Annotated in this window: 13 protein-coding genes; 10 read left to right on the top strand and 3 right to left on the bottom strand. The window is 39.0% G+C overall.

Annotation, left to right across the window (positions count from 1 at the left end; translation table 11 throughout):
* Positions 1 to 52 precede the first annotated feature (52 nt).
* Together SCB77_RS03240 and SCB77_RS03235 are read right to left on the bottom strand one after the other, a co-directional pair.
* The gene (locus tag SCB77_RS03240) at positions 53 to 1,021 is read right to left on the bottom strand and encodes a FecR family protein (protein ID WP_320184989.1); all 969 of its coding nucleotides are present in this window, start codon (positions 1,019 to 1,021) and stop codon (positions 53 to 55) included.
* Between the two features lie 130 nt (positions 1,022 to 1,151).
* A complete protein-coding gene (locus SCB77_RS03235; RefSeq protein ID WP_320186605.1) occupies positions 1,152 to 1,709 on the bottom strand; it encodes an RNA polymerase sigma factor in 558 nt (185 codons plus the stop codon).
* Between the two features lie 391 nt (positions 1,710 to 2,100).
* Here SCB77_RS03235 and SCB77_RS03230 point away from each other — a divergent pair, with 391 nt between their 5' ends.
* The 10 genes from SCB77_RS03230 to SCB77_RS03185 all read left to right on the top strand — a co-directional run bounded on the left by SCB77_RS03230 (position 2,101) and on the right by SCB77_RS03185 (position 18,519).
* Positions 2,101 to 2,670, top strand: coding sequence for an RNA polymerase sigma-70 factor (locus SCB77_RS03230; protein ID WP_320184988.1), 570 nt, complete (start codon positions 2,101 to 2,103; stop codon positions 2,668 to 2,670).
* Between the two features lie 176 nt (positions 2,671 to 2,846).
* Positions 2,847 to 3,971 (top strand): FecR family protein, encoded by a 1,125-nt coding sequence (locus tag SCB77_RS03225; protein WP_320184987.1) that lies wholly within the window; start codon positions 2,847 to 2,849, stop codon positions 3,969 to 3,971.
* A gap of 134 nt (positions 3,972 to 4,105) precedes the next feature.
* The gene (locus tag SCB77_RS03220) at positions 4,106 to 7,513 is read left to right on the top strand and encodes a SusC/RagA family TonB-linked outer membrane protein (RefSeq protein ID WP_320184986.1); all 3,408 of its coding nucleotides are present in this window, start codon (positions 4,106 to 4,108) and stop codon (positions 7,511 to 7,513) included.
* A gap of 12 nt (positions 7,514 to 7,525) precedes the next feature.
* Positions 7,526 to 9,031 carry a RagB/SusD family nutrient uptake outer membrane protein gene (locus SCB77_RS03215; RefSeq protein WP_320184985.1) on the top strand — a complete coding sequence of 502 codons (1,506 nt, stop codon included), beginning with the start codon at positions 7,526 to 7,528 and terminating at the stop codon, positions 9,029 to 9,031.
* Positions 9,032 to 9,033: 2 nt separating this feature from the next.
* A complete protein-coding gene (locus SCB77_RS03210) occupies positions 9,034 to 9,750 on the top strand; it encodes a DUF4843 domain-containing protein (RefSeq protein WP_320184984.1) in 717 nt (238 codons plus the stop codon).
* Positions 9,751 to 9,784: 34 nt separating this feature from the next.
* Positions 9,785 to 11,437, top strand: coding sequence for a PKD-like family lipoprotein (locus SCB77_RS03205; RefSeq protein ID WP_320184983.1), 1,653 nt, complete (start codon positions 9,785 to 9,787; stop codon positions 11,435 to 11,437).
* Between the two features lie 77 nt (positions 11,438 to 11,514).
* A complete protein-coding gene (locus tag SCB77_RS03200; protein ID WP_320184982.1) occupies positions 11,515 to 12,579 on the top strand; it encodes a TlpA family protein disulfide reductase in 1,065 nt (354 codons plus the stop codon).
* 60 nt (positions 12,580 to 12,639) lie between these two features.
* Positions 12,640 to 14,430 carry an FG-GAP repeat domain-containing protein gene (locus SCB77_RS03195; RefSeq protein ID WP_320184981.1) on the top strand — a complete coding sequence of 597 codons (1,791 nt, stop codon included), beginning with the start codon at positions 12,640 to 12,642 and terminating at the stop codon, positions 14,428 to 14,430.
* A 7-nt stretch (positions 14,431 to 14,437) separates the two neighbouring features.
* Positions 14,438 to 15,541 carry a TlpA disulfide reductase family protein gene (locus SCB77_RS03190; RefSeq protein WP_320184980.1) on the top strand — a complete coding sequence of 368 codons (1,104 nt, stop codon included), beginning with the start codon at positions 14,438 to 14,440 and terminating at the stop codon, positions 15,539 to 15,541.
* Positions 15,542 to 15,684: 143 nt separating this feature from the next.
* Positions 15,685 to 18,519, top strand: a complete 2,835-nt coding sequence (locus SCB77_RS03185) for a M16 family metallopeptidase (protein WP_320184979.1) — start codon at positions 15,685 to 15,687, stop codon at positions 18,517 to 18,519.
* Positions 18,520 to 19,795: 1,276 nt separating this feature from the next.
* On the opposite strand, the gene SCB77_RS03180 is transcribed toward SCB77_RS03185, so the two are convergent.
* The gene (locus tag SCB77_RS03180; protein ID WP_320184978.1) at positions 19,796 to 20,188 is read right to left on the bottom strand and encodes a TetR/AcrR family transcriptional regulator; all 393 of its coding nucleotides are present in this window, start codon (positions 20,186 to 20,188) and stop codon (positions 19,796 to 19,798) included.
* Positions 20,189 to 20,293 lie beyond the last annotated feature (105 nt).

Genomic DNA, 20,293 nt, shown 5'->3' with positions numbered 1-20,293 from the left:
GTCTTTTATTCTCCTTTCTTACTATGACATGCACCATCAACATCGCGCGGTACTACTTGGTGATTATAATTTCATTATGGATGCCCTTTTTGTAGGAAGCATTTAAAAATGAGCAGAGTACATGGAGAACATCTTCCAAGGATTCATCTTCCAGGAAGGTTGCCGAGACACGCTCAGCGCCAAGTTTGGCGTCCTTTATATGAATAGCGATCTGGTACTTTTCCTCTAATATTTTAGCGACTTGGTTTAGGGTTAAATCATTGAAGTACAAGTCCTTTGTTTGCCAAGAAACAATTTTTGAGGCGTCGACCTTTTTCTCTGCAAATCGATGGTCTTGTGTTGAATAAACTAACTGCTGATCCGCGCCCAGTACTTTTAAGACCCTTTTACCAGATTCGACCTGTACACGTCCCTCGCTCACGGTTACTTCCACTTGCTTATCCGAATCAGCCCTGACATTAAATTTAGTACCGAGCACTCGTGCTGCTATACCATGCGGGGTATTAACAACAAAGGAATGTACGCTATCTTTGGCTACGCTGAAATATGCTTCTCCGCGAAGAAATACAGCCCTATCGGTTGTACCAAATGTACTTCCCAACTGCAAAGTTGCATCCTTTTTCAGGATAACAACCGTCCCGTCCGGAAGATTCAAGGTCTTATTTGAAAACCGCGATACTGTAGAAGGTACGACTTCGATTTCCATAGCCTCGCGCTGCCAGTAATAAGTGCCAATAGCACTTGCCAAGATCAGCACTGCGGCAGCATACCGAAAGAAATGATTAAATACAAGCCTCCTTGCCTTAGGTTTACCAGAATTCACGATCAGACCTCGAATAAACTCTTTACGATCTAGTGGGATAGATGAAATGGATTGCTGATCAAAATTTTCATCTAGCAAATCCTTTAGTTCCTGATGGTCTCCCCGCTGCACTAGAATATTATAAAATTCGGCAAGCTCACTTTCCGTGACGCTTCCCTCGCAGTAGCGATCTAGTAAATATCGTAGACGATTATCCATAAATATAGTCCCCTTTACCTATATGATCCCTAACCCCATCCCCGAGGGTGAGTCTATTTTAAAAAAAAGCAAAGAAAATGTAAAATAATTATTAAAGAATCAATAAAACCTCACTGAATAGAGGAATTCATTAGCGAAGTAGTCCCATGATACATAAAATCGCTGTCAGGCGATCCCCTGCAAGCAAGTCCTTTCGAATATGTTTTAATGCGGCTTTCAAGTGTGTTTTGAGCGTATTTTTAGAAACGCCCAGCTTTTTAGCAGCTTCTTCATAGGATAGTCCTTCTACATGACAGAGAAAGTACACCTTTCGCTGCTGATCGGAGAGGTTATTTACAGACTTATCCAACAAGCGTTTGGTCTCTCGGTAGCTTACTTGATCGTTCAGCAGATCTCCATGCTCCACCCATGTTTTGGCCAGTTCAACCCCAGCTCGAACCTCTACAGCCTGCCGACGAAGGATCTTGAGGGATTGGTTGCGAGCCAAGGCTCTTATCCACAGATACAGATCTTCAATTTCGGCAAGCTGATCGTATTGCCAAAATTTTGTAAATACATCTTGCACTACCTCTTCGGCCAAGAAATCATTCTGCAGAATCCGTCGAGAAAAAGCATAGACCCGGTCACAATAAAAGTTGTAGATCTTGTTGAAAGCTTCTTCATCCTTCATAGCAACCCTTTCGAGCAAATCCAATTCATTATCTAATCTGAAGATGGCCAATTTTGATCGTGATTAACTTTGCAAATATAATTGTTTGATACTGAAATAATCATTTTTTCCGGTCGACGAATCTTCTAAATTTAGTTAATATTAGCGTTTGGTAAGCTTCTGAGCATTATTCTTTTTTTGAAGCTTCAAATTGTTAACAGCGCACGCTAAAATACGAGTGATGCGACATCATCTAGGAGTGCGCTTCAAGGTTGTATGTATTTAACATATACATCTACTGACTGCTCCCGACCATCGGGCAAATCATTAAACTAAATCGAGTATGTAAAACGTATTACAAGAAACCTGTTTTTATATAGAGGTTGCTTTTGTATAATTGTCTTTCTATTTTTGTTTATCAACTACCGACATGTACACAGGATTGAACGATATGGATTTGGTTGCTTTGGTGCAAACCGACGATTATGATGCTTATACCGAGCTATATCGTCGTTATGCTATTCCGCTGCTGCACCATGCATTTCAAAAAACGAAAGATAGAGAGGATGCTAAAGATGTCGTTCAAGAGGTCTTCACTATGCTTTGGACTAAACGCAGAGATTTGGCCATCAATAGAAATCTGTCTGGTTTTTTATATAAGTCCGTACTTAATATAACTTTGAATCAACTTATGCATCAAGAGGTGAAGGAAAAGTATATGATGTCTATGGAATTGTACGCAAGCGAGCAGATACCTGTCGCCGACCATTTAATTAGAGAAAAGCAGTTAACCGCCCTAATTGAACATGAAGTAGCACGCTTATCCCCGAAAATGCGTGAAGTTTTTGAGCTCAGTAGAAAAGAATACCTTACACATCAAGAGATTGCGCAACGATTGGGCTTGTCTGAGCAGACAGTAAGTAAACATATAACCAATGCCCTTAAAATTTTGCGTAAGCGCCTTGGGATAATAGTTTATTTAATTATGTTATTCAATTAGTTTTGTTGCCATTTTATCACATCTCTCGTGTAATGATTGCCATATCTTATCATCCATTATGATATTTTTTTATTTTTTTTAAATTTTCACTACCTGTTACACCCCTCTTTCTTGTCTTAAATTATATTAGCAATAAAAAGCTATTTAAACTGACTATTTGACCTTAAGTTTATCATATGCAAAAGGTGGATATTAAAAAAATTGTTGAGCGCTATCGCCAAGGTAAAGCGACAGATGATGATGTAGCATTTCTAGAAAGTTGGTACGCATGGGATGCTCAGCGAAATCAAGACGTTCCAGAGTATACCGCGGAAGAGATTTTGGCCGATACCGATGTGGTATGGCAAAGATTGAATCCTAAATCTAACAAAATACTAAAATGGTTGCCCTATGCGGCTGCCGTATTAATATTTGGTATACTAATGTTGTGGAAAGGTGATTTTCTGTTATATAATAAACAAATGCGGTTGGATGACGTCGTTGCACAGGCTGATCAGGGTGTTACCATTAGGTTAGCCGATGGGACTGTTGTACCATTACATGTCGAACACGGCGGGATCAACATGGGTAAATCAATTCAATACACGGATGGTACAACTATTAGCGAACTGCAAAAAGATAAACGTAATCTACAGCTTACTTTAACAGTACCGACGGGTACAACCTTTCATCTTATACTGGATGATGGGACGAAAGTTTGGCTAAATGCTGGCTCATCGCTGCGTTACCCTATGCGTTTTGAAGGCGATCGAAGGGAAGTTGAATTGGAAGGCGAAGGCTATTTCGAAGTAGCAGCACAGTTCATGATCTCGGAGGATAGCGGCAAGCCAGTTCGCAAACCTTTTTTAGTAAATACTGCCGAGCAGACTATTTCGGTACTAGGTACGCATTTTAATGTCGAAGCGTATCCCATTGCTGCTTCAAAGACTACTTTAATTGAGGGTAGAGTTGAGATAGGAGCCACAGGTAATAGTAAAGTGAAGAAGATTTTGAATCCTGGCCAGCAAGGTGTATGGAATGAAGGAGAGATTCAAGTGCAAAAGATAGATGTCGATAACGCTCTGGCATGGAGATCGGGCTTGTTCAGTTTTCATGAAAAGACTTTTGATGAAATCATGCAGGACGTATCAAGATGGTACAATTTGGAGATTGTTTACGAAAGCGATATACCAGAAGAAACGTTTTTCGGAGAAGGATATCGGACGGAAAATCTCGGTAGTGTTTTAAGACTTTTGGAGAGTGATAAAATAAAGTATCGTGTGACTTCAGACAGAAAATTAATAATCAGCTATAGAAAATAAGATATATCAGATAGCCTTTAACTGACAGACGTATGAGGTCAGCGTCTTAAAAAAAAGGGAAGTGCTACCAACACTCCCCTAAAATGGTCTGCAATTGTTAAACTAACTAACTCATTCAAACCGTAACAAATTTAATGAAAAAGCATTACTTTTTATATGTGATGAAATTAACCTTCTTTTTTATACTTCTGGGACTGCTACATGTGAACGCGAACAGTTATTCACAAAGCGTCACCCTAAAGGGAAGTGATTTATCGCTGAGCGAGATCGCTTCGGCAGTACGCAAGCAAACTGGCTACGCCGTATCGGGGAATTCTGCTGCATTGAAGCAATTAAAGCCAATTACTATGGACGTGAAAAATATGCCATTGGACAATTTTTTGGATCTTATAGTGAGAAATCAAAACGTGACGTATCGTAAGGAAGGTCGGAATATTATCCTCCGACCCAACTCCCCCTCTTCAAAGACTACAGGAGCGAAGATTTCGAAAGTAGAAGGTGTTGATAAACAGGGTGATATAGATGTAAGGGGTCGTGTGGTCGATTCGCTGGGAAATGGACTTGTTGGTATTACGGTCTCTGCGTATGCTGCCTTTAATGACAAAACAATAGCACAGGTATCTACAGACAAAAATGGTGAATTTACTATTCTCGGTGTACCTCGTGATGGACGAATCGTTGTAACGGCGATCGGATATGTGGCGACCTGGGTCAATGCAAAACCAGATGTCGGGACAATAGTTCTGCGCATACACTTATCCGATTTGGAAGAAGTGGTTGTCAAAAGTGGATTTGTCGATCGTAAGCGGGAAACTTTTACAGGAGCCGCAAATACGGTGACCGGTGCTCAGTTATTACAAAACGGTAATCAGAATATTTTGCAAAGTTTGAAGAATATCGATCCCGCATTCCGTTTGATGGAAAACCTAGAAATGGGATCTAATCCAAACAATATGCCCGATTTAGTGCTTCGCGGTAAATCTAGTATTCCTAACCTGACAGGTGAGTTTGACGGAACGCCAAATATGCCTCTATTTATACTAGATGGTTTCGAGACTACAGTTCAACGTATTTATGATATGGATATGAATCGTGTTAAGAGTGTCACGATACTTAAAGATGCAACAGCCAAGGCGATTTACGGGGCTAAAGCGGGTAACGGCGTTGTGGTCATCGAGTCAATTCAGCCAGAGGCTGGTAGGGTACGTATTAATTACAATGGTAAATTAAACTTAGAAGCTCCAGACTTGACAGGATATAAACTCATGGATGCGAAAGAAAAACTGCAATGGGAAAAGGACCATAATATGTGGAATTCCTCATTTCCTGACGTGAATAATTACCGAGAAAGTATATACAATGAATATTACCAAAAAGTATATCTGCAAGGAGTCGATACCTATTGGCTTTCCCAACCTTTACAAGTTGGCGTCGGGCAACAGCACTCACTAAATGTAGATGGGGGGGATGAGGCTTTTCGCTACTCCGCTTCATTAAATTACAATGATATTGTAGGTGCAATGAAAGGTTCTAATAGAACGACCACCACAATCAACAATATATTATCTTACCGATACAAAAATTTGATTATTCGAAACACTTTAGAATATTCAAATAATTTAGGTAAAAATTCTCCTTATGGTTCTTTTTCGGAGTATGTTGGCTTAAACCCTTATTACAGCCCATATGACAAGGACGGAAAATTGGCGAAAATTGCTGGATTTTATCCCGCTACTGCTACTTATTCTGGCGCTGAAGTTTTTTACAACCCATTGTACAACGCTAGTTTAAATACAATTGACCAAAACAAATATCTTCAATTCGTTGATAACTTTTATGCCGAATATCGCATGGACAACAACTGGAGGGTCACTGCTAGCCTAGGCTTTACGCAACAGCGCAATTCGTCTGATCGTTTTATACCGCCCAGTCACACCAATTTTATCAACTACGATAGCAATAGTGAGCTGGCACCGTACAAAGGGCAATGGACAACTGGAAACGGAACTATTCGAAATTTGGAAACCAATACCAGTGTAAACTATACTAATACTATTGGCCGTAATATCTTGACGGGAAGTGTTACATTAAACACGAATGACCAACAAAGTAGAAACAATTCTTTCATTGCCGAAGGATTTGCTAACGATTTTGCTACGGACATTTCTTTAGCCTCATCGTATCAAAGAGCAGCGAAACCGGGGGGCTCGGATAGCTGGGCTCGTACAGTTGGTGTAGTGGGTATTTTTAATTATTCCTTCGATCAACGTTTCAATATCGATGCATCTTATCGTACACAAGGTTCTTCGCAGTATGGAGCTAATGCGCGTTGGGGAAACTTTTGGTCGGTGGGTACGAGTTACAACTTTCATCGTGAAGCTTTTATAAAAGAACTAGGTTTTAGCGAGCTAAGAATTAGGGGGTCCGTAGGTTACACAGGCTCGCAAAATAGCAACTATAGCGCAATCATGGCTTTAGGCACATATCTTCCGAATCTATATAATGGTCAACGCGGTATTGTATTATCAGCTTTACCAAATCCAGATCTGAGATGGCAAAAGAAAATGGATTATAATGCAGGTGCTGATTTAGCAATTTGGGAAAGCAAATTCTCAGCTCGAGTCGATTTCTATCGTCAAACAACAAATGACCAAGTTACTTCTATGGAGGCAGCTCCCTCAACGGGATTTCCTACCTATATGGCTAATATTGGCCAAGTTGAGAACAGTGGTTTTGAAGCCAATATCCGTTATCAGGCGTTTAATCATGCAGAAACTAAGTCGTTTTTGAATATCGCTGTTGGAGCGACTAAGAATAAGAATGTCCTAAAAAAGCTTTCTGGTGCATTTACTTCCTACAATGAGAATGTAGACAAAATTTTGGACGGTGGTAATGAAACTAAATATAGTAAGCCCGTCGCACGTTTCGTACAGGGGCAGTCAATGGATGCTATTTGGGCTGTTCGGTCATTAGGTATCAATCCAGCTAATGGTAATGAGGTATTCCTTGATCGCGCTGGATATTTGACAGATATTTGGTCCTCCGCTGATTTAATTGTAGCTGGTGATCAACAACCCAAATTAAATGGCAACGTAAATGTCAGTGCGGGCTATAAAGGATTGATATTATCGTTGACAGGCACATACAGATTTGGAGGAAAATTGTATAACAGCACACTTGTAGATCGCGTGGAAAATATTAATGGAAAAGGCAACCTAGACATACGGATTTTAGACGCTTGGCGTCAACCTGGAGATAATGCCATTTACAGAGCGCCGCAAGTTGGAATGGGAAGCCAAGCCATGGTCTTCACAAACCCTACAACAAGGTTTGTTCAACGAAATAATGAGTTTTATTTCTCAACGATCAATTTAAGTTATGATGTCCAATCACAAGTCTTTTTGAAGCGTTTAGGTTTAGAGCGCTTAAGGGCTACAGTCTATAGTAATGAAGTCTTAAGACTATCCTCAATTGACATTGAGCGTGGTACTAGCTATCCATTTGCACGTAACTTTTCATTTGCGATCAATGCAACATTTTAAAGCTTTTTGAATATGAAAAAAAATATTAAACTATATATAATGCTTCCGTTGTTGACATTTTTGTCATTTTCATCTTGCCAAAAATGGATGGATGTCAGACCCATAACCGAAGATCAATTTGACCGTGTGTTTTCTACAGAAACCGGTTTTAGTCAAGCAATGATCGGCGTTTATGGGAGTATGAATGCTACACAATTGTATGGTAGAGAGTTGACTTTTGGGGTATTGGACGTGATGGCTGGCTATTACACTCCACAAGATGGAGGTACGCAGGCCTATGGTAAAATCCGTACTAACTATCCTTATAAGCGTAACAATGCCAATAAGGATGAAACTGTCGTAAATATTATCAATAACTTTTGGACAGGATTGTATAGTCAGATAGCCAATCTTAATAATGTACTGATGAACATCGACAGTCGTCAAAGTGTTTTCACCGGAGACAATTACAGATTGATCAAAGGTGAAGCATTGGGATTACGAGCCTTTTTGCACTTTGATCTCCTACGGATGTATGGGCCTTCTTTTTTATCTGATCAACAAGCGTTATCCATTCCGTATGTTGATACCTTGAGCTCAATAGTTACTCAGCGATTGACGGTTACTCAGGCGACAGATCGTATTATTGAAGATTTGCAAAAGTCACTTGCACTCATGGATCAAGATCCTATTCGTACTGGAGAGAATCCAAATAATATATTGGCTCCTGCATCGCCATCCTCTACACTTTCCTCATACCATAACAGACGTTACCGCTTTAACTATTACGCTGTTGCCGCCACCTTGGCGCGTGTATACCTTTGGAAAAATGATAAAATCAACGCTGCTAAGTATGCGCGTATAGCTATTGATGCTCAGTCCGCAAAATTTCCTTGGGTTGCAAATCCACAAAATATCATTGTTGAAGGAAATACGGCCCGAGACCGTACATTTACAACTGAACATATCTTCGCGTTAAATAACCCACTCCTCGAAGATTATGCACCGCTCTATTTTACGGCTGGAGGTAGCTCTGCGGCAACAAGATTGGTCGTATCCCAGCAAAATCGTACAACGATATATGAGGACAATACCGAGGATATTCGAAATCAATATTTTTTCACAGCATATGTCAATAGTGAAAATAGTAGGACTTATTTCTTCCCCACAAAATATCTTCAAAATGCAGGAAATAGCATTTGGTACAAACAACAGATACCATTGATTCGTATTTCGGAAATGTATTATATAGCCGCTGAGTGCACGGAAGACCTTGCAGAGGCGTCTGAGTATCTCAATACGGTACGAAGTGCTAGAAAAATAACGTCGATACTTTCATTGACTAATGTGAATAAAGACAATGAAATCCTTAAAGAGTACCAGAAGGAATTTTTGGGCGATGGGCAACTATGGTATTATTGCAAGCGTAAAGATCTTAGCAAACCTCAACTCAACGAATTGTTTGACTGGGGCGTATGGAACAAGGAATGGTATGTCTTCGATATGCCCGAGAATGAATTTCAATATGGAGGTAGATAGTCATGAGAATAAAGTTATACAGACCCTTACAAATAGTGACTTACGTGGTTTTTATGGCCGTGTCGTCATCAGTTTTTGTCTCTTGCGAGAAAGAGTATGTCCGTTACGAGAGTGACGATTATGTCAAGTTTGCAGGTGATACATCTTTCTATACATTCTACACAAAACCAAGTAATATTATTGAGGATACGGTAAAAGTGCGTATTGATTTAATTGGGAAGGTAAGTTCTGAAGATCGAGCGATTAACCTTGTAGTTGATGATAGTACGAATGCTGTAGAAGGTGTTGATTTTAAAATTCAGCGACCAGTGGTACTTAAAGAAGGAGCAGCTTCGACTACTGCAAACGTAATACTCTATCGGACCGGGCAACTGAAAACGCAAACAAGGACAATTTGGTTAAGTATTAAAGATGACACTTCGTTAAAACGCGCTCAGTATAAAGATGATATTTATACAACGTATAAAGTAGCCTTTTCTGATCAGCTCAAAAAACCGTCTTGGTGGGATCTATACTTCACACCTATGAATATTCTCTATTCGTCCGGAAAAATGCAGTTTTACATAGATGTTATTGGAACCGATTTACAGCCACTATATATACCTGGCGACTTCCCTTATGTACTGTTTCGCCTCAAGACTGCAGTTCTAGAATATAGAGCGCAAAACGGAGATTATCCAAGGGATGAGAATGGAGATCGCATATCTTGGGGGGATTAAATAATATTTTTTATTTACAAGTAAAGAAAATAACGTGAAGATTTTAATTATAAAATTAGTCGCATGCTGCCTCATTTTTATTTCGGCTGCAAGCTGTTTTAAGGACAAGGGTAATTATGACTACAGTTCTCTTGGTGATACTGTTCAAATAGCTCTATCCTCGACAGTCTATAACGTTGTGCTCAACGAGTCTGTATTACACATTGAACCTAGCATTGTATATAGCGGAAATGAAAGTGATTTAAGTTATGAGTGGCAAATATGGTCAAAAGATGAGTTTAAATATATTCCCATGCAACAGGGAAAAGTATTGAATTACCAAGTTGGAGGTAATGCTATCATGCCTACAGCTGCTGCCTACAACATTCGTCTTGCTGTTGAAAACAAAAATCGGGCGCGAGATGAGAAAAATATGGATGCAAACAGGCAGTATTCTAGAATTATCACCGTAGTCGCCGAAAGTTCAAGAGAGTACTTGGGCCTAATGGTTTTGCACGGTGACGGGACGAGTTCGGATGTCGGTATTATTGATCATCCTTTATTTGCAAAAACAAGCATGACGTTTGCCGGAAATGAGATTATCTCAAATTTATACTCTAGCTTCAACGGTGGTAATAGGATTAGGGGTCGTGGAATCAAAGTAACAAGAGTAGGACAGCGAGAGGATTTCGGGACCTACACGGTTGGATCCAGTAATGTCTATATCATCACCGATCAGGTAGGACTGCGCACTAAGTATGAAAACCTCGAGAACACTAACCTAAGCTATTCTGCCTTGATGACCAATCCAAGCGATGCATCTGGAAAGCTACAGGCTTTTGAACGTATGGGAGCTTTGACGTCTAATCCAGGAGTTGCCCTAATTGATGAGGGACGACTTTTCTATGGCCTTATGTATGGACCTATGGTTGGTAACAACTTTTCTTACCATGCAGCTCCCTTTGTACAATTAATTCGAAAAGGAAGCGTGGGATTTATAGCATTTGATCAACTTAGCCGCTCTTTTATCTATTCAGCGCCTAGCACAAGCAGCTTTTTGCTTAATAAGTTTCCATCTTCCGAGTCAACCACTCAGAATTTTAGTTTGACAGACACTAAGGCAGATCTATTGCACCTAGAGCTACGCACTGTGAATTCCTCTACGATCGCAGTGATGAAAGGTGCCGGAGCTGATGAGTTTTTTCTGTTGGATTTAAACTTGTATACAAATGAACTCGGGAAAGTTTTGCAGGGAAAATATAGTTTATCTACGTTGCCCGAAATAAATGCAATTCGATTTTATGCTTTTGGTGGAGGAGCGAATGTTAATTATTGTGCTAGCAATAATAAGCTTTACAGATTTTCATATGTAAATGGCATCACTGCCAATCAAATTACGGATTATGGCAATGAGGAGATTACTATGATGAAAATTGTGAAATATGAAAATCCTGAAGGTTCTGGTATGAATCCTACTGATAACTATCAATATTCGAATAGTTTATTGATTGTATCAACGAAAAATCCGCAAGGCGCTGGTAAAATCTACGCCTACCGGTATGATATCAATAACGGTGCACTTTTGACGCCCACTATTTTTGCTGGAGATGGAACGGTTGGAAAAACTTTTGGTGAAATTTACGACGTAGATATCAAAACTGCTGCGGTTAAAGTGAGTTCAGGCGGCGGCTGGGGTGGTGGCTGGTAAGATTTTGTGAAAATTTTATGTAACACATTTATTATTAGATCAATGAATGTGTTACATTATTAAAAAGTAAAGATTGTATGAAAAATAAGCAGAAGATAAGAATAGCCTTTAGTGTGATGCTATCACTGATGGGATCGCTTACGCAAGCACAAATGTTAGACATTCCACTGCCTATCAAAGATTTAAGTGGGATAAAGGTCTATACGTCTGCAGGTATGCATGGAGGTGATCTACATGTTGGTGAACAATTGCCCGTGTTTAATCTTGAAACTCCTGATGGTCGGGTTTTTACTAATGACAATACGAAAGGTAAGTTTTTATTGTTGGATTTTTGGGCAACTTGGTGCGCGCCCTGTCGTATGCTTACGGCAGAAATCGATAGCTCATTGCGTAAGTTTCAGGATAGAGAAGACTTTCAGATGTTAGGGGTCCTTTTCCGCGAAGATGTGGTCAATAAAAGAACTGATCCCATTGCTTACTGGAAAGAACATGAGTATGGATTCCCAATGACTAAGAACAATGATGTTTTTGGAATGGCATTGAACGCTTCTAATCCTACTGTCCTTTTGATTGATGATAATGGATACATACGCGGACGTTGGGATTCTTGGACATCTAAAACTGCGGCGGAAATCGCAGCATTCACAGAGATCGCTTTGGAAAGTAAGATGGTTTCCAGAAAAGATATTGAGCTAGCAACAGAAAAAGGTGATCTATTTAAAGCCCTTTTGTTAACGGATAAATATCAATATGAATTAAAGAAAGCCGAAAATCAATTGATCAAGGATAAGATAAATCTATTTGTCAACATGAAAAGCGATGAAGAGATCAAAAAGACACTTAAAATAGCGACTTTATTGTCGACAGATTTGTACGCACTTGCCGAAACATTTGGCACGGCAGATTCTGCAAATCTTACTACTCCAAATGCTTTGTATACAGCTTTGTTAAGCAAATACAATTTAAAAAACAACGATGTTTTTCTTTACAGTACAGTAGCAAAAATAATGCTTGAAATGGGGCATAAGCATTTGGCTATTCAAGCTCTGGAAGATGGCTTGTCATTACTTAATACGCAAGAAAAGAAAGACGAAATGATGGAGAAGATGTTTAATAATCAACTAGAACAATACCGAAAATAGATGCATAAAACTATTATTAAACATCTTGGGTACTTTGCTCTTCTTGTTTTAAAGGCAAGCATGGCCTCAGCTCAAAACGAACCTCGGACATACGGAATCCCAGTGATTCCAAAGCCTGTCAACACCGCTATCGCGGGAGCTCCGGTACTTGGTCAGCCAACTTTGGTAAACGGAACCTTACAAGATATTCGTACCGAGAAACATGGTCTAGCATACCCGACGCTTTATGATTGGAATGGTGATGGAAAGCTCGATTTGATCGTAGGCGAGTTTGAGACTGGCGAGACTGGATCTAATATTAAAGTGTACCTAAATATTGGTACTAAGAAGAAGCCCAAGTTCACAGGTGAATATTTCTATGCAAAAGATACCAACGGGAATACGATTAGCAACCACCAATGGTGCTGTATGGGAATACATCCCCGTGTTGTCGATATCAATGGAGATGGATATTTGGATATCTTAAGTGGTCAGTACAATCCTGGAAAGGTATCGCTTTGGGCAGGATCTATGGATGGATTCCAAAAGCGGGTATTTGTGGAGCAAGCGGGGTACGAGGATGGGCAAATGAACGAAAATTATGACGCATCCGATCCACGTAGCAACGACTACTGGAACTATACCTCCGTTAGTTTCGCAGATTTCAATGGTGATGGTCTATCAGATATGTTTGTCGGTGGATTTGGCGAATTGCGTGTTGCACTGAACGAAGGGACGAAAGAGCATCCTAAGTTTGGTCTTCGTAAAAATATTTTAGGTATCGACGGCTTTCCTATATCTGTAATCAAGCCTACGAAAGAGCAAATTGATAAAGCTTTTGCCGAATATAAAGCTCCACACTACGCTGGAGTATACAAAAGTTTTATTACGCCAGTAGATTGGGATGGTGACGGAATTTTGGACTTATTGGTCACGCATCTTTATGGAAACAAAAAGGCCAAAGATCCAGTGGTGTTCTTTCGTGGGGTACAAACCGACAAAGGTCTGCGTTTTGAAGATGCGAAAGCCTTATTTACACTCCCGGACGCTTACAAAACATTTCCTGGTTGCCAACCTAATATATCAGTGGTGGATTACAACAACGATGGTGTTAATGATCTATTAATAGGCATATCTATTCCTACTGTTAATGGTTTTGAGGTAGATTCCTTGACCACATGGGGGTATTTAAACGATTTTGGTATAGAGGCACCCGGCAAAGACGCAGGTTTGGCCATTGCTTGGTCAGGTGGGTTAGACAGTTTAAAGTTGAAAGTTGCTTCCAATCCTTTATTGAAAGATTATTATATGGGCAAGCTGACAGACCAAAAATATTTAACACTTCGTCACCGAGGCTTTATCTATGTGATGCTTGGTGAGCGAAATAAGTCAACTGCAATACCCATTCGTGGAGTTATTGCGCACGAGGAGATTATGCCTCCTCAGAGGGAATTGAAGCAAAAAGGAGGTCACGAACAAGTGTCGTATGAGGTAACAACTCCCACCTATATTCATTCCTTGGATACATTTGATGTCCGTGTTATGGTGACGTTCGAAAGGGATTGGTACGGATATGCAAGTACGGATGCCAATTTAAAAGCTGGATGGATTCCTACAGTTATCAATTTACAGTTACCCAAAGAGTTTGAAAAGGTAGGTCCATTACAAACTCCAGCATCACACCGTAAAGGACCAAGCGACGTATATACTGGGCAAGTGTCTTTCGTGCAGCGCGTCCGTGCTATTGATACTAATGTAAAGGCAGGAGAATACAACTTTGCTGTTGATATTGAGTATCAGAGCTGTAATAGTATGCAGTGCTTGCCTCCACAACAAGCACACATCGATCTTTCAATCAATTACCTAAAGTAAATATAAGATGATTTTAAACAATATAGTTGCTTACTTCATATTTTTGTTCCCGACATTGGTTCTCGCACAGGAACAATTTACGTTGGAAGGAAAAGTCACTGGCTTGACATCTTCCAAGATTTATCTAACATATACCGACGATTACGGCAAATATAGTTTGGATTCCGCAGCGCTTACGAGTGAGGGCATTTTTTCTTTCAGCTCCAAGGTGCCGCATCCAGTCAAAGCTACGCTGTACAGCAAAACAGATCGGTGGCGGTCAGATTTTATACTTGAACAGGGGAAGACTACTCTTAACGGAGATAAATATGGAACCGTAAAAATTAATGGCGGCGCCAATCAGGAAGCATTTGAAATTTTACAAATAAAAGAGAAAAAAGATGCTCTTTATTTTAAAGATCTAAATCAAAAATTCGCTATTGCTCAAAAACAGAAGGATACAGCCGAGACGCTGCTGATCCAGCAGCAATGGAATTCCAAGTTAGCTGAAAATATATCTGCAAATAAAGATTTCGTACGAAATCATGGCGAGCTTTATATAGTTTTGGAGCCCTTAAATGCTCTTTTAACAAAAAATGCTGTTGCTTATAAAGAAGGGCTCTCTTTGTTTAATAATTTAAGTCCTCAGATCAAATCTTCTAAAATGGGTGAGCAAATTACAGATCTATTGGCAAAGAAAAAATTAACCGCTATCGGTGAAATCTTTACGGATTTCGAGCAACCAGATAGAAGTGGGAGAAAGGTCAAACTTTCATCCGTCTTGGGGGAAAAATATACATTAGTACATTTTTGGATGGCTGGAAGTCCCTCTGGTCGCAAAGAAAATATCGCTATTTTACCGATTTATGAAAAGTACAGATCTAAAGGCTTTTCTGTTGTAGCTGTTTCCTTTGACGAAGATCGCGATGAATGGCTCAAAGCTATTAATATTGATAAAGCGTCGTGGGTACAGCTATCTGATTTGAAAGGGTGGAATAGGAATTTTGTTTCTAACTTGTATGATATCAATACTTTACCGCAAAATTTTTTATTGGATAGTAAGGGTTACATTGTAGCTAAGAATCTTTTCGGTGATGAGTTATCAATTTGTATTCACGATTTGATGAAATAAAAGTTTAGTGATTAGATGTTGAGCAATTAAATACGCACTGCTTATACATCTAATTCCCGCAGTTTACATCATATTATCTAGGTGTATTATTACCAGTTTTGAATGATTGTTTCAAAACGATCTAATTATAAAATATTTTATCAATGCATAAATTAATGAATAAAATAAGCTACAGTGGACCTTTTACAGGTTGGTCCTACATGCTAATGGCGATGGTAGCACTAATCTCCCTATATGCGCATTCCGCTGCAGCCCAAGAGATAGGATTAGATCCTCATGTCAAGTACGGTAAGCTAGCTAATGGTTTTACATATTATATTAGGCATAACGATGAGCCTAAACAAAGGGCGCAATTGTACCTAATCAACAAAGTCGGTTCCGTATTAGAAACCGAAACGCAACGCGGTTTAGCTCACTTTTTAGAGCATATGGCTTTTAATGGTACAACTCACTTTCCAAAGAATGAGCTGATTAACTATCTGCAAAAGTCTGGCGTTAGATTTGGGTCAGACCTTAACGCCTATACTTCTTTTGATGAGACAGTGTATCAGTTGCCCATTCCGACGGATGACAAGAACTTATTCGATAATGGCCTTCAAATTATGCGCGATTGGGCTCAAGGGCTGTTGTTAACACCTGAGGAACTACTCAAGGAACGGGGGGTGATTTTGGAAGAGAAACGATTGCGTCAAGGAGCTGAACAACGCGTGTCCGAGAAAACATTACCCATACTATTAAACGGCAGTATCTATGCTCAACGTCTGCCTATCGGTACAGAAGATGTGTTAAATAACTTTAGAAGAGAAGATATTGTATCCTTTTACCAAGAGTGGTATCGTCCAGATTTGCAAGCATTGATCGTTGTAGGTGATATTGATGCCTCCCAGATCGAACAACAAGTGAAGACTCTTTTTGCTGATCTGAAAATGCCTAAAAATCCTAAACCAAGAAAAGATTTCCGGATACAGTTAAAGGGAAGAAACCAGTTTATTACGATAACTGATCCGGAAATACCAAAGATCAGTTTCGTCTTGCATTTCAAACATGAGGGGATCGTTCCCAATAGTCTGCAATCATTTAAAACAAGCATTGTTCGTAGCCTTGCAAGTCAATTAATAACCACACGTATTGCTGAATATGGACAAAATCCAAATATTCCGATGATAGGTTTAGATGCAAGTTATGGAAGTTTAGTTTCCAATATAGCGGCACTATCACTTACGGTATCTCCTAAAGAAGGAAAACTTCGCGAGGCTGTAGAAGCGGGATGGACAGAAATAGCTCGAATAGCCAAATTTGGATTTACGCAGGCAGAATTAGATCGTGCAAAAGTAAATTTCCGCTCGTCAATGGATCGCATTTTGGCCGAAAAAGAAAAGCGTAGTTCAGCACAATTTGTCGCTGAATATCAACGAAATTTTACGACAGGCGAATTGGCTCCTGGCATAGACGCCGAATATAAGTGGGTGATCGAAAGCTTGGACACTATGTCACTTCGGACAGTTAATCACGAGACGAAAAAATTGATTACGGATACAGATCGTGATATCATTATTACCGGTCCGGAAAAAGAAAGTGTGACCATGCCTAATGAAACTACTGTTCTGCAGTGGCTAGCAAATGGGGATAAGACAGCTGGCGAACCTTATGTCGATAAAATTATTGCTGATAAACTTTTAGCCAATATCCCAAATATGGGGCAAATTTCTTCTAAGTTGGAAATAAAGGGTTTAGGTATTACTGAATTAACATTATCCAACGGTGTAAAGGTAGTATTAAAGCCTACTGATTTTCAAAATGATGCTATTCAATTTAGATCTTTCAGCACTGGTGGGACATCTTTGTATCCTGATGCTGAGTTTGAGTCTGCCCGAAGCGCTGTAGGTATATTAGGAGCTTCCGGATTAGGACAATTTGACCCGATAGAGTTGTCAAACGTTTTGACGGGTAAGCAGGTTCAAGTCAGCCCTTACATCAATGATTATTTTGAAGGTATTAATGGTGAGTCTAGTATTAAAGATTTGGAGACTGCGTTGCAATTAGTTTACTTGTATTTTAATAAACCAAGAGCGGATAGTGAAATTTTCAAGAAAATATTAGCGAACGCAGAGTATAGCATAAAAAATCGATACGATAATCCAGAAAACGTATTCAGAGATACAATAACAGCAGTCATGGGGAGTTACAATTACCGTAGAGTACCAACAACGATTGCACGATTGAAGGAAATTGATCTAACTAAAGCCCTAGCGATTTATAAGGATCGTTTTGCTGATGCTGGTGATTTTACATTTGTGTTTACGGGTAGTTTTAAAGTTGAAGAAATTACCCCCCTGTTAGCGCGATACTTAGGAAATCTTCCTAACATACAGCGTCAGGAAAATTACAGAAATCTAGGTATTACATCTCCAAGGGGCTTGATTAGTAAAACTGTACGTAAAGGAAAAGAAGATAAAGCCTCTGTTGTATTGGTTTTTGATGGTGATTATGTCTCAAATCCAACTGAAGATTTAAATATGCGTGCCTTAGAACAGATTTTAAGCTATCGTTTGATGGAGCGTTTACGTGAGAAAGAAAGCGGTGTTTACACACCGAGCGTCGCAATATCAACTGTGCGCATTCCAAAAGTCCGCTACAGTATAGTTGTTAATTTCGGATGTTCTACTGATGCGGTGGACCGATTGATTGAAGCCGCAATGGATGAGATTCAAAATTTGCAACTAAATGGTGTGTCTGCCGACGATTTGCAAAAATTTAAAACTGAAGAGAAAAGACAAAATGAGGTTAAAGTCCGTGATAATGGGTTCTGGCTAGGTTATTTAACGGAGATTTATCGTAATCAAGAGGATCCGACTAAAATTCTAAACGAAGATAATGTATTGGATCAGTTGAACGCAACTGACATACAAAAAGCTGCTAAAGATTATATTAATGCAAAATCATTTAAGCGCTTTGTACACATTCCTGAAGCTAAGTAGTTATGGTTGACTATTTATAGGAAAGTAAGATATTAAATGTTGTAGAGCTTATAAATTTATTGATATCGTAGTTTTAAAAAGTTTTTTTACAGAAATGGAATGCGTTCATTGTAAATAATGCGTTTTTTAGCAACATTTATCAAAGGTTAGTCACTCGCTCTAGCTTTCGAATCAGCAAATGCTTAAAAAAGAAAATAACTTGATTAAGCAACAACTGAATTTAGCATTGCGGCTGCAAGAGGAGCTGGTGAAGCCTGTAAATTATAATGCTGTATATGTGGGTTTGGATTCTAGTAGCTAACAAAGGGGAGCTGAAATTTTTGCTAAATTAAAATTTGAAGAAAGTTGTCAAATATGCGGACTTGAAACTATCGATAAATCCATGTCGTCAGCACGCCGTACGTTAACCCTTTATCAGAGCGAAGTTAGAGTAGAAATAAAAAGATAAATCGTTTAAGAAATTTGAATGTTTTGCAAAAAGATGATCGCAAAATAGGTTTTAGATGAATTTTGCGTGGTATTCTTAAGAATATCACGCTCAACACAAGGTGCAATTGTTTGATTTTAAGATTTTTGTGTTACGAACTGTTGATTTTATAACTTTCAATATTTAGAAATTACTGCTTCCTGATAAATGCAATTTATTGTAGCACTTGAAGAAGACATGTAAATACAGCGGAGCTAAGCTGTATGAGAAAGCATTGACTTTCTCCAAAAGAAGATACCCACCAGGGTATTGTTGTTTAGTTAGCAAGATTAAGGCTGCCTCGCCCGAGTGCAGCCTTAATCGTATTTTGTTTGTCAACTGATTATTTACTTGACAAGTTTATGATCAAAAATATTGTCCACTATACCTCATGTGCGGATTAAAACTGAGACAATTCTGATCGCGATATAATTTTACGGAGCATTAATAGTTTGCAATAAAGTCTTCCCGCTAATCGTATTTAATCCAAATGGTTAGAGCCATTAATGACGTATAATATTGCTACTTTGTTTTTCAATTTGCTCATTTTTTTATTGCCTTTGTTAATTTATGATGATTGTAGAATTTCAGTTAAACTAATCGTTCCGATATTGGGTGAAAAAATTATTTGCTGGTGTTTTCGATTAAAATCGCTGTCAGTTGTTTGGTAAGCTTAGCATAACAGAAAATAACTTGTGTGTGCCATAGCGATGTGATACTCATTATAATAAAATGAGCTAATACTTTGTTGTTATTATCAGATGGTATCAATTTTTCTTCTTTGGCTTTTGTAAGTAAATTCTCTGCTGTTTAAATGCTTCCTCCAATTTGATTGCTGATCATTTTTTTCACTTCATCGTCAGTACAGGCAAGCTCAAACGAAGAGTTGACAACCAAACAGGTTTTATCATCCTTTAATATAACATCTACAACCGCAATCACCATATTTTTTATTGCTTCTAGTGAATTCTCATTGCTGGTTTCTGCATTTTTGTACTCGTCTTCTATTAGCTTGTTGTAGCTGGTCAAGGATTTGATAAAAAGGTCGTGCCTGCTGCCATACGTTAAATACAGACTACTTCTGTTGATTTTAAGCGTATCTACCAAATCGTTCATAGACGTAGCATTGTAGCCCTTTTCCCAAAAAAGGTTTCGTACTGAAATCAACTTCTCATCGTAATCAAATTCTTTTTGCCTTGGCATATTTTTGCAAAATTGAAAGAATTAAACCGTTGGTTCCAAATATAATTTCGATTTTTTTTAGTGTAATATTTTAGGATGATTAGCGCCTAGCCCAGTGAATACATT

This window comes from Sphingobacterium bambusae, from assembly GCF_033955345.1.
In the GTDB taxonomy this organism is placed as follows: Bacteria; Bacteroidota; Bacteroidia; order Sphingobacteriales; family Sphingobacteriaceae; genus Sphingobacterium; species Sphingobacterium bambusae.
Note: the sequence above shows the minus strand (reverse complement) of the source record. Positions and strands in the feature narration are given on the sequence as shown.

Coding starts and splice junctions, on each gene's coding strand:
- SCB77_RS03240 (WP_320184989.1), bottom strand. CDS start 1,021: ATGGATAATCGTCTACGATATTTACTAGATCGCTACTGCGAGGGAAGC.
- SCB77_RS03230 (WP_320184988.1), top strand. CDS start 2,101: ATGTACACAGGATTGAACGATATGGATTTGGTTGCTTTGGTGCAAACC.
- SCB77_RS03225 (WP_320184987.1), top strand. CDS start 2,847: ATGCAAAAGGTGGATATTAAAAAAATTGTTGAGCGCTATCGCCAAGGT.
- SCB77_RS03220 (WP_320184986.1), top strand. CDS start 4,106: ATGAAAAAGCATTACTTTTTATATGTGATGAAATTAACCTTCTTTTTT.
- SCB77_RS03215 (WP_320184985.1), top strand. CDS start 7,526: ATGAAAAAAAATATTAAACTATATATAATGCTTCCGTTGTTGACATTT.
- SCB77_RS03210 (WP_320184984.1), top strand. CDS start 9,034: ATGAGAATAAAGTTATACAGACCCTTACAAATAGTGACTTACGTGGTT.
- SCB77_RS03200 (WP_320184982.1), top strand. CDS start 11,515: ATGAAAAATAAGCAGAAGATAAGAATAGCCTTTAGTGTGATGCTATCA.
- SCB77_RS03195 (WP_320184981.1), top strand. CDS start 12,640: ATGGCCTCAGCTCAAAACGAACCTCGGACATACGGAATCCCAGTGATT.
- SCB77_RS03190 (WP_320184980.1), top strand. CDS start 14,438: ATGATTTTAAACAATATAGTTGCTTACTTCATATTTTTGTTCCCGACA.
- SCB77_RS03185 (WP_320184979.1), top strand. CDS start 15,685: ATGCATAAATTAATGAATAAAATAAGCTACAGTGGACCTTTTACAGGT.
- SCB77_RS03180 (WP_320184978.1), bottom strand. CDS start 20,188: ATGCCAAGGCAAAAAGAATTTGATTACGATGAGAAGTTGATTTCAGTA.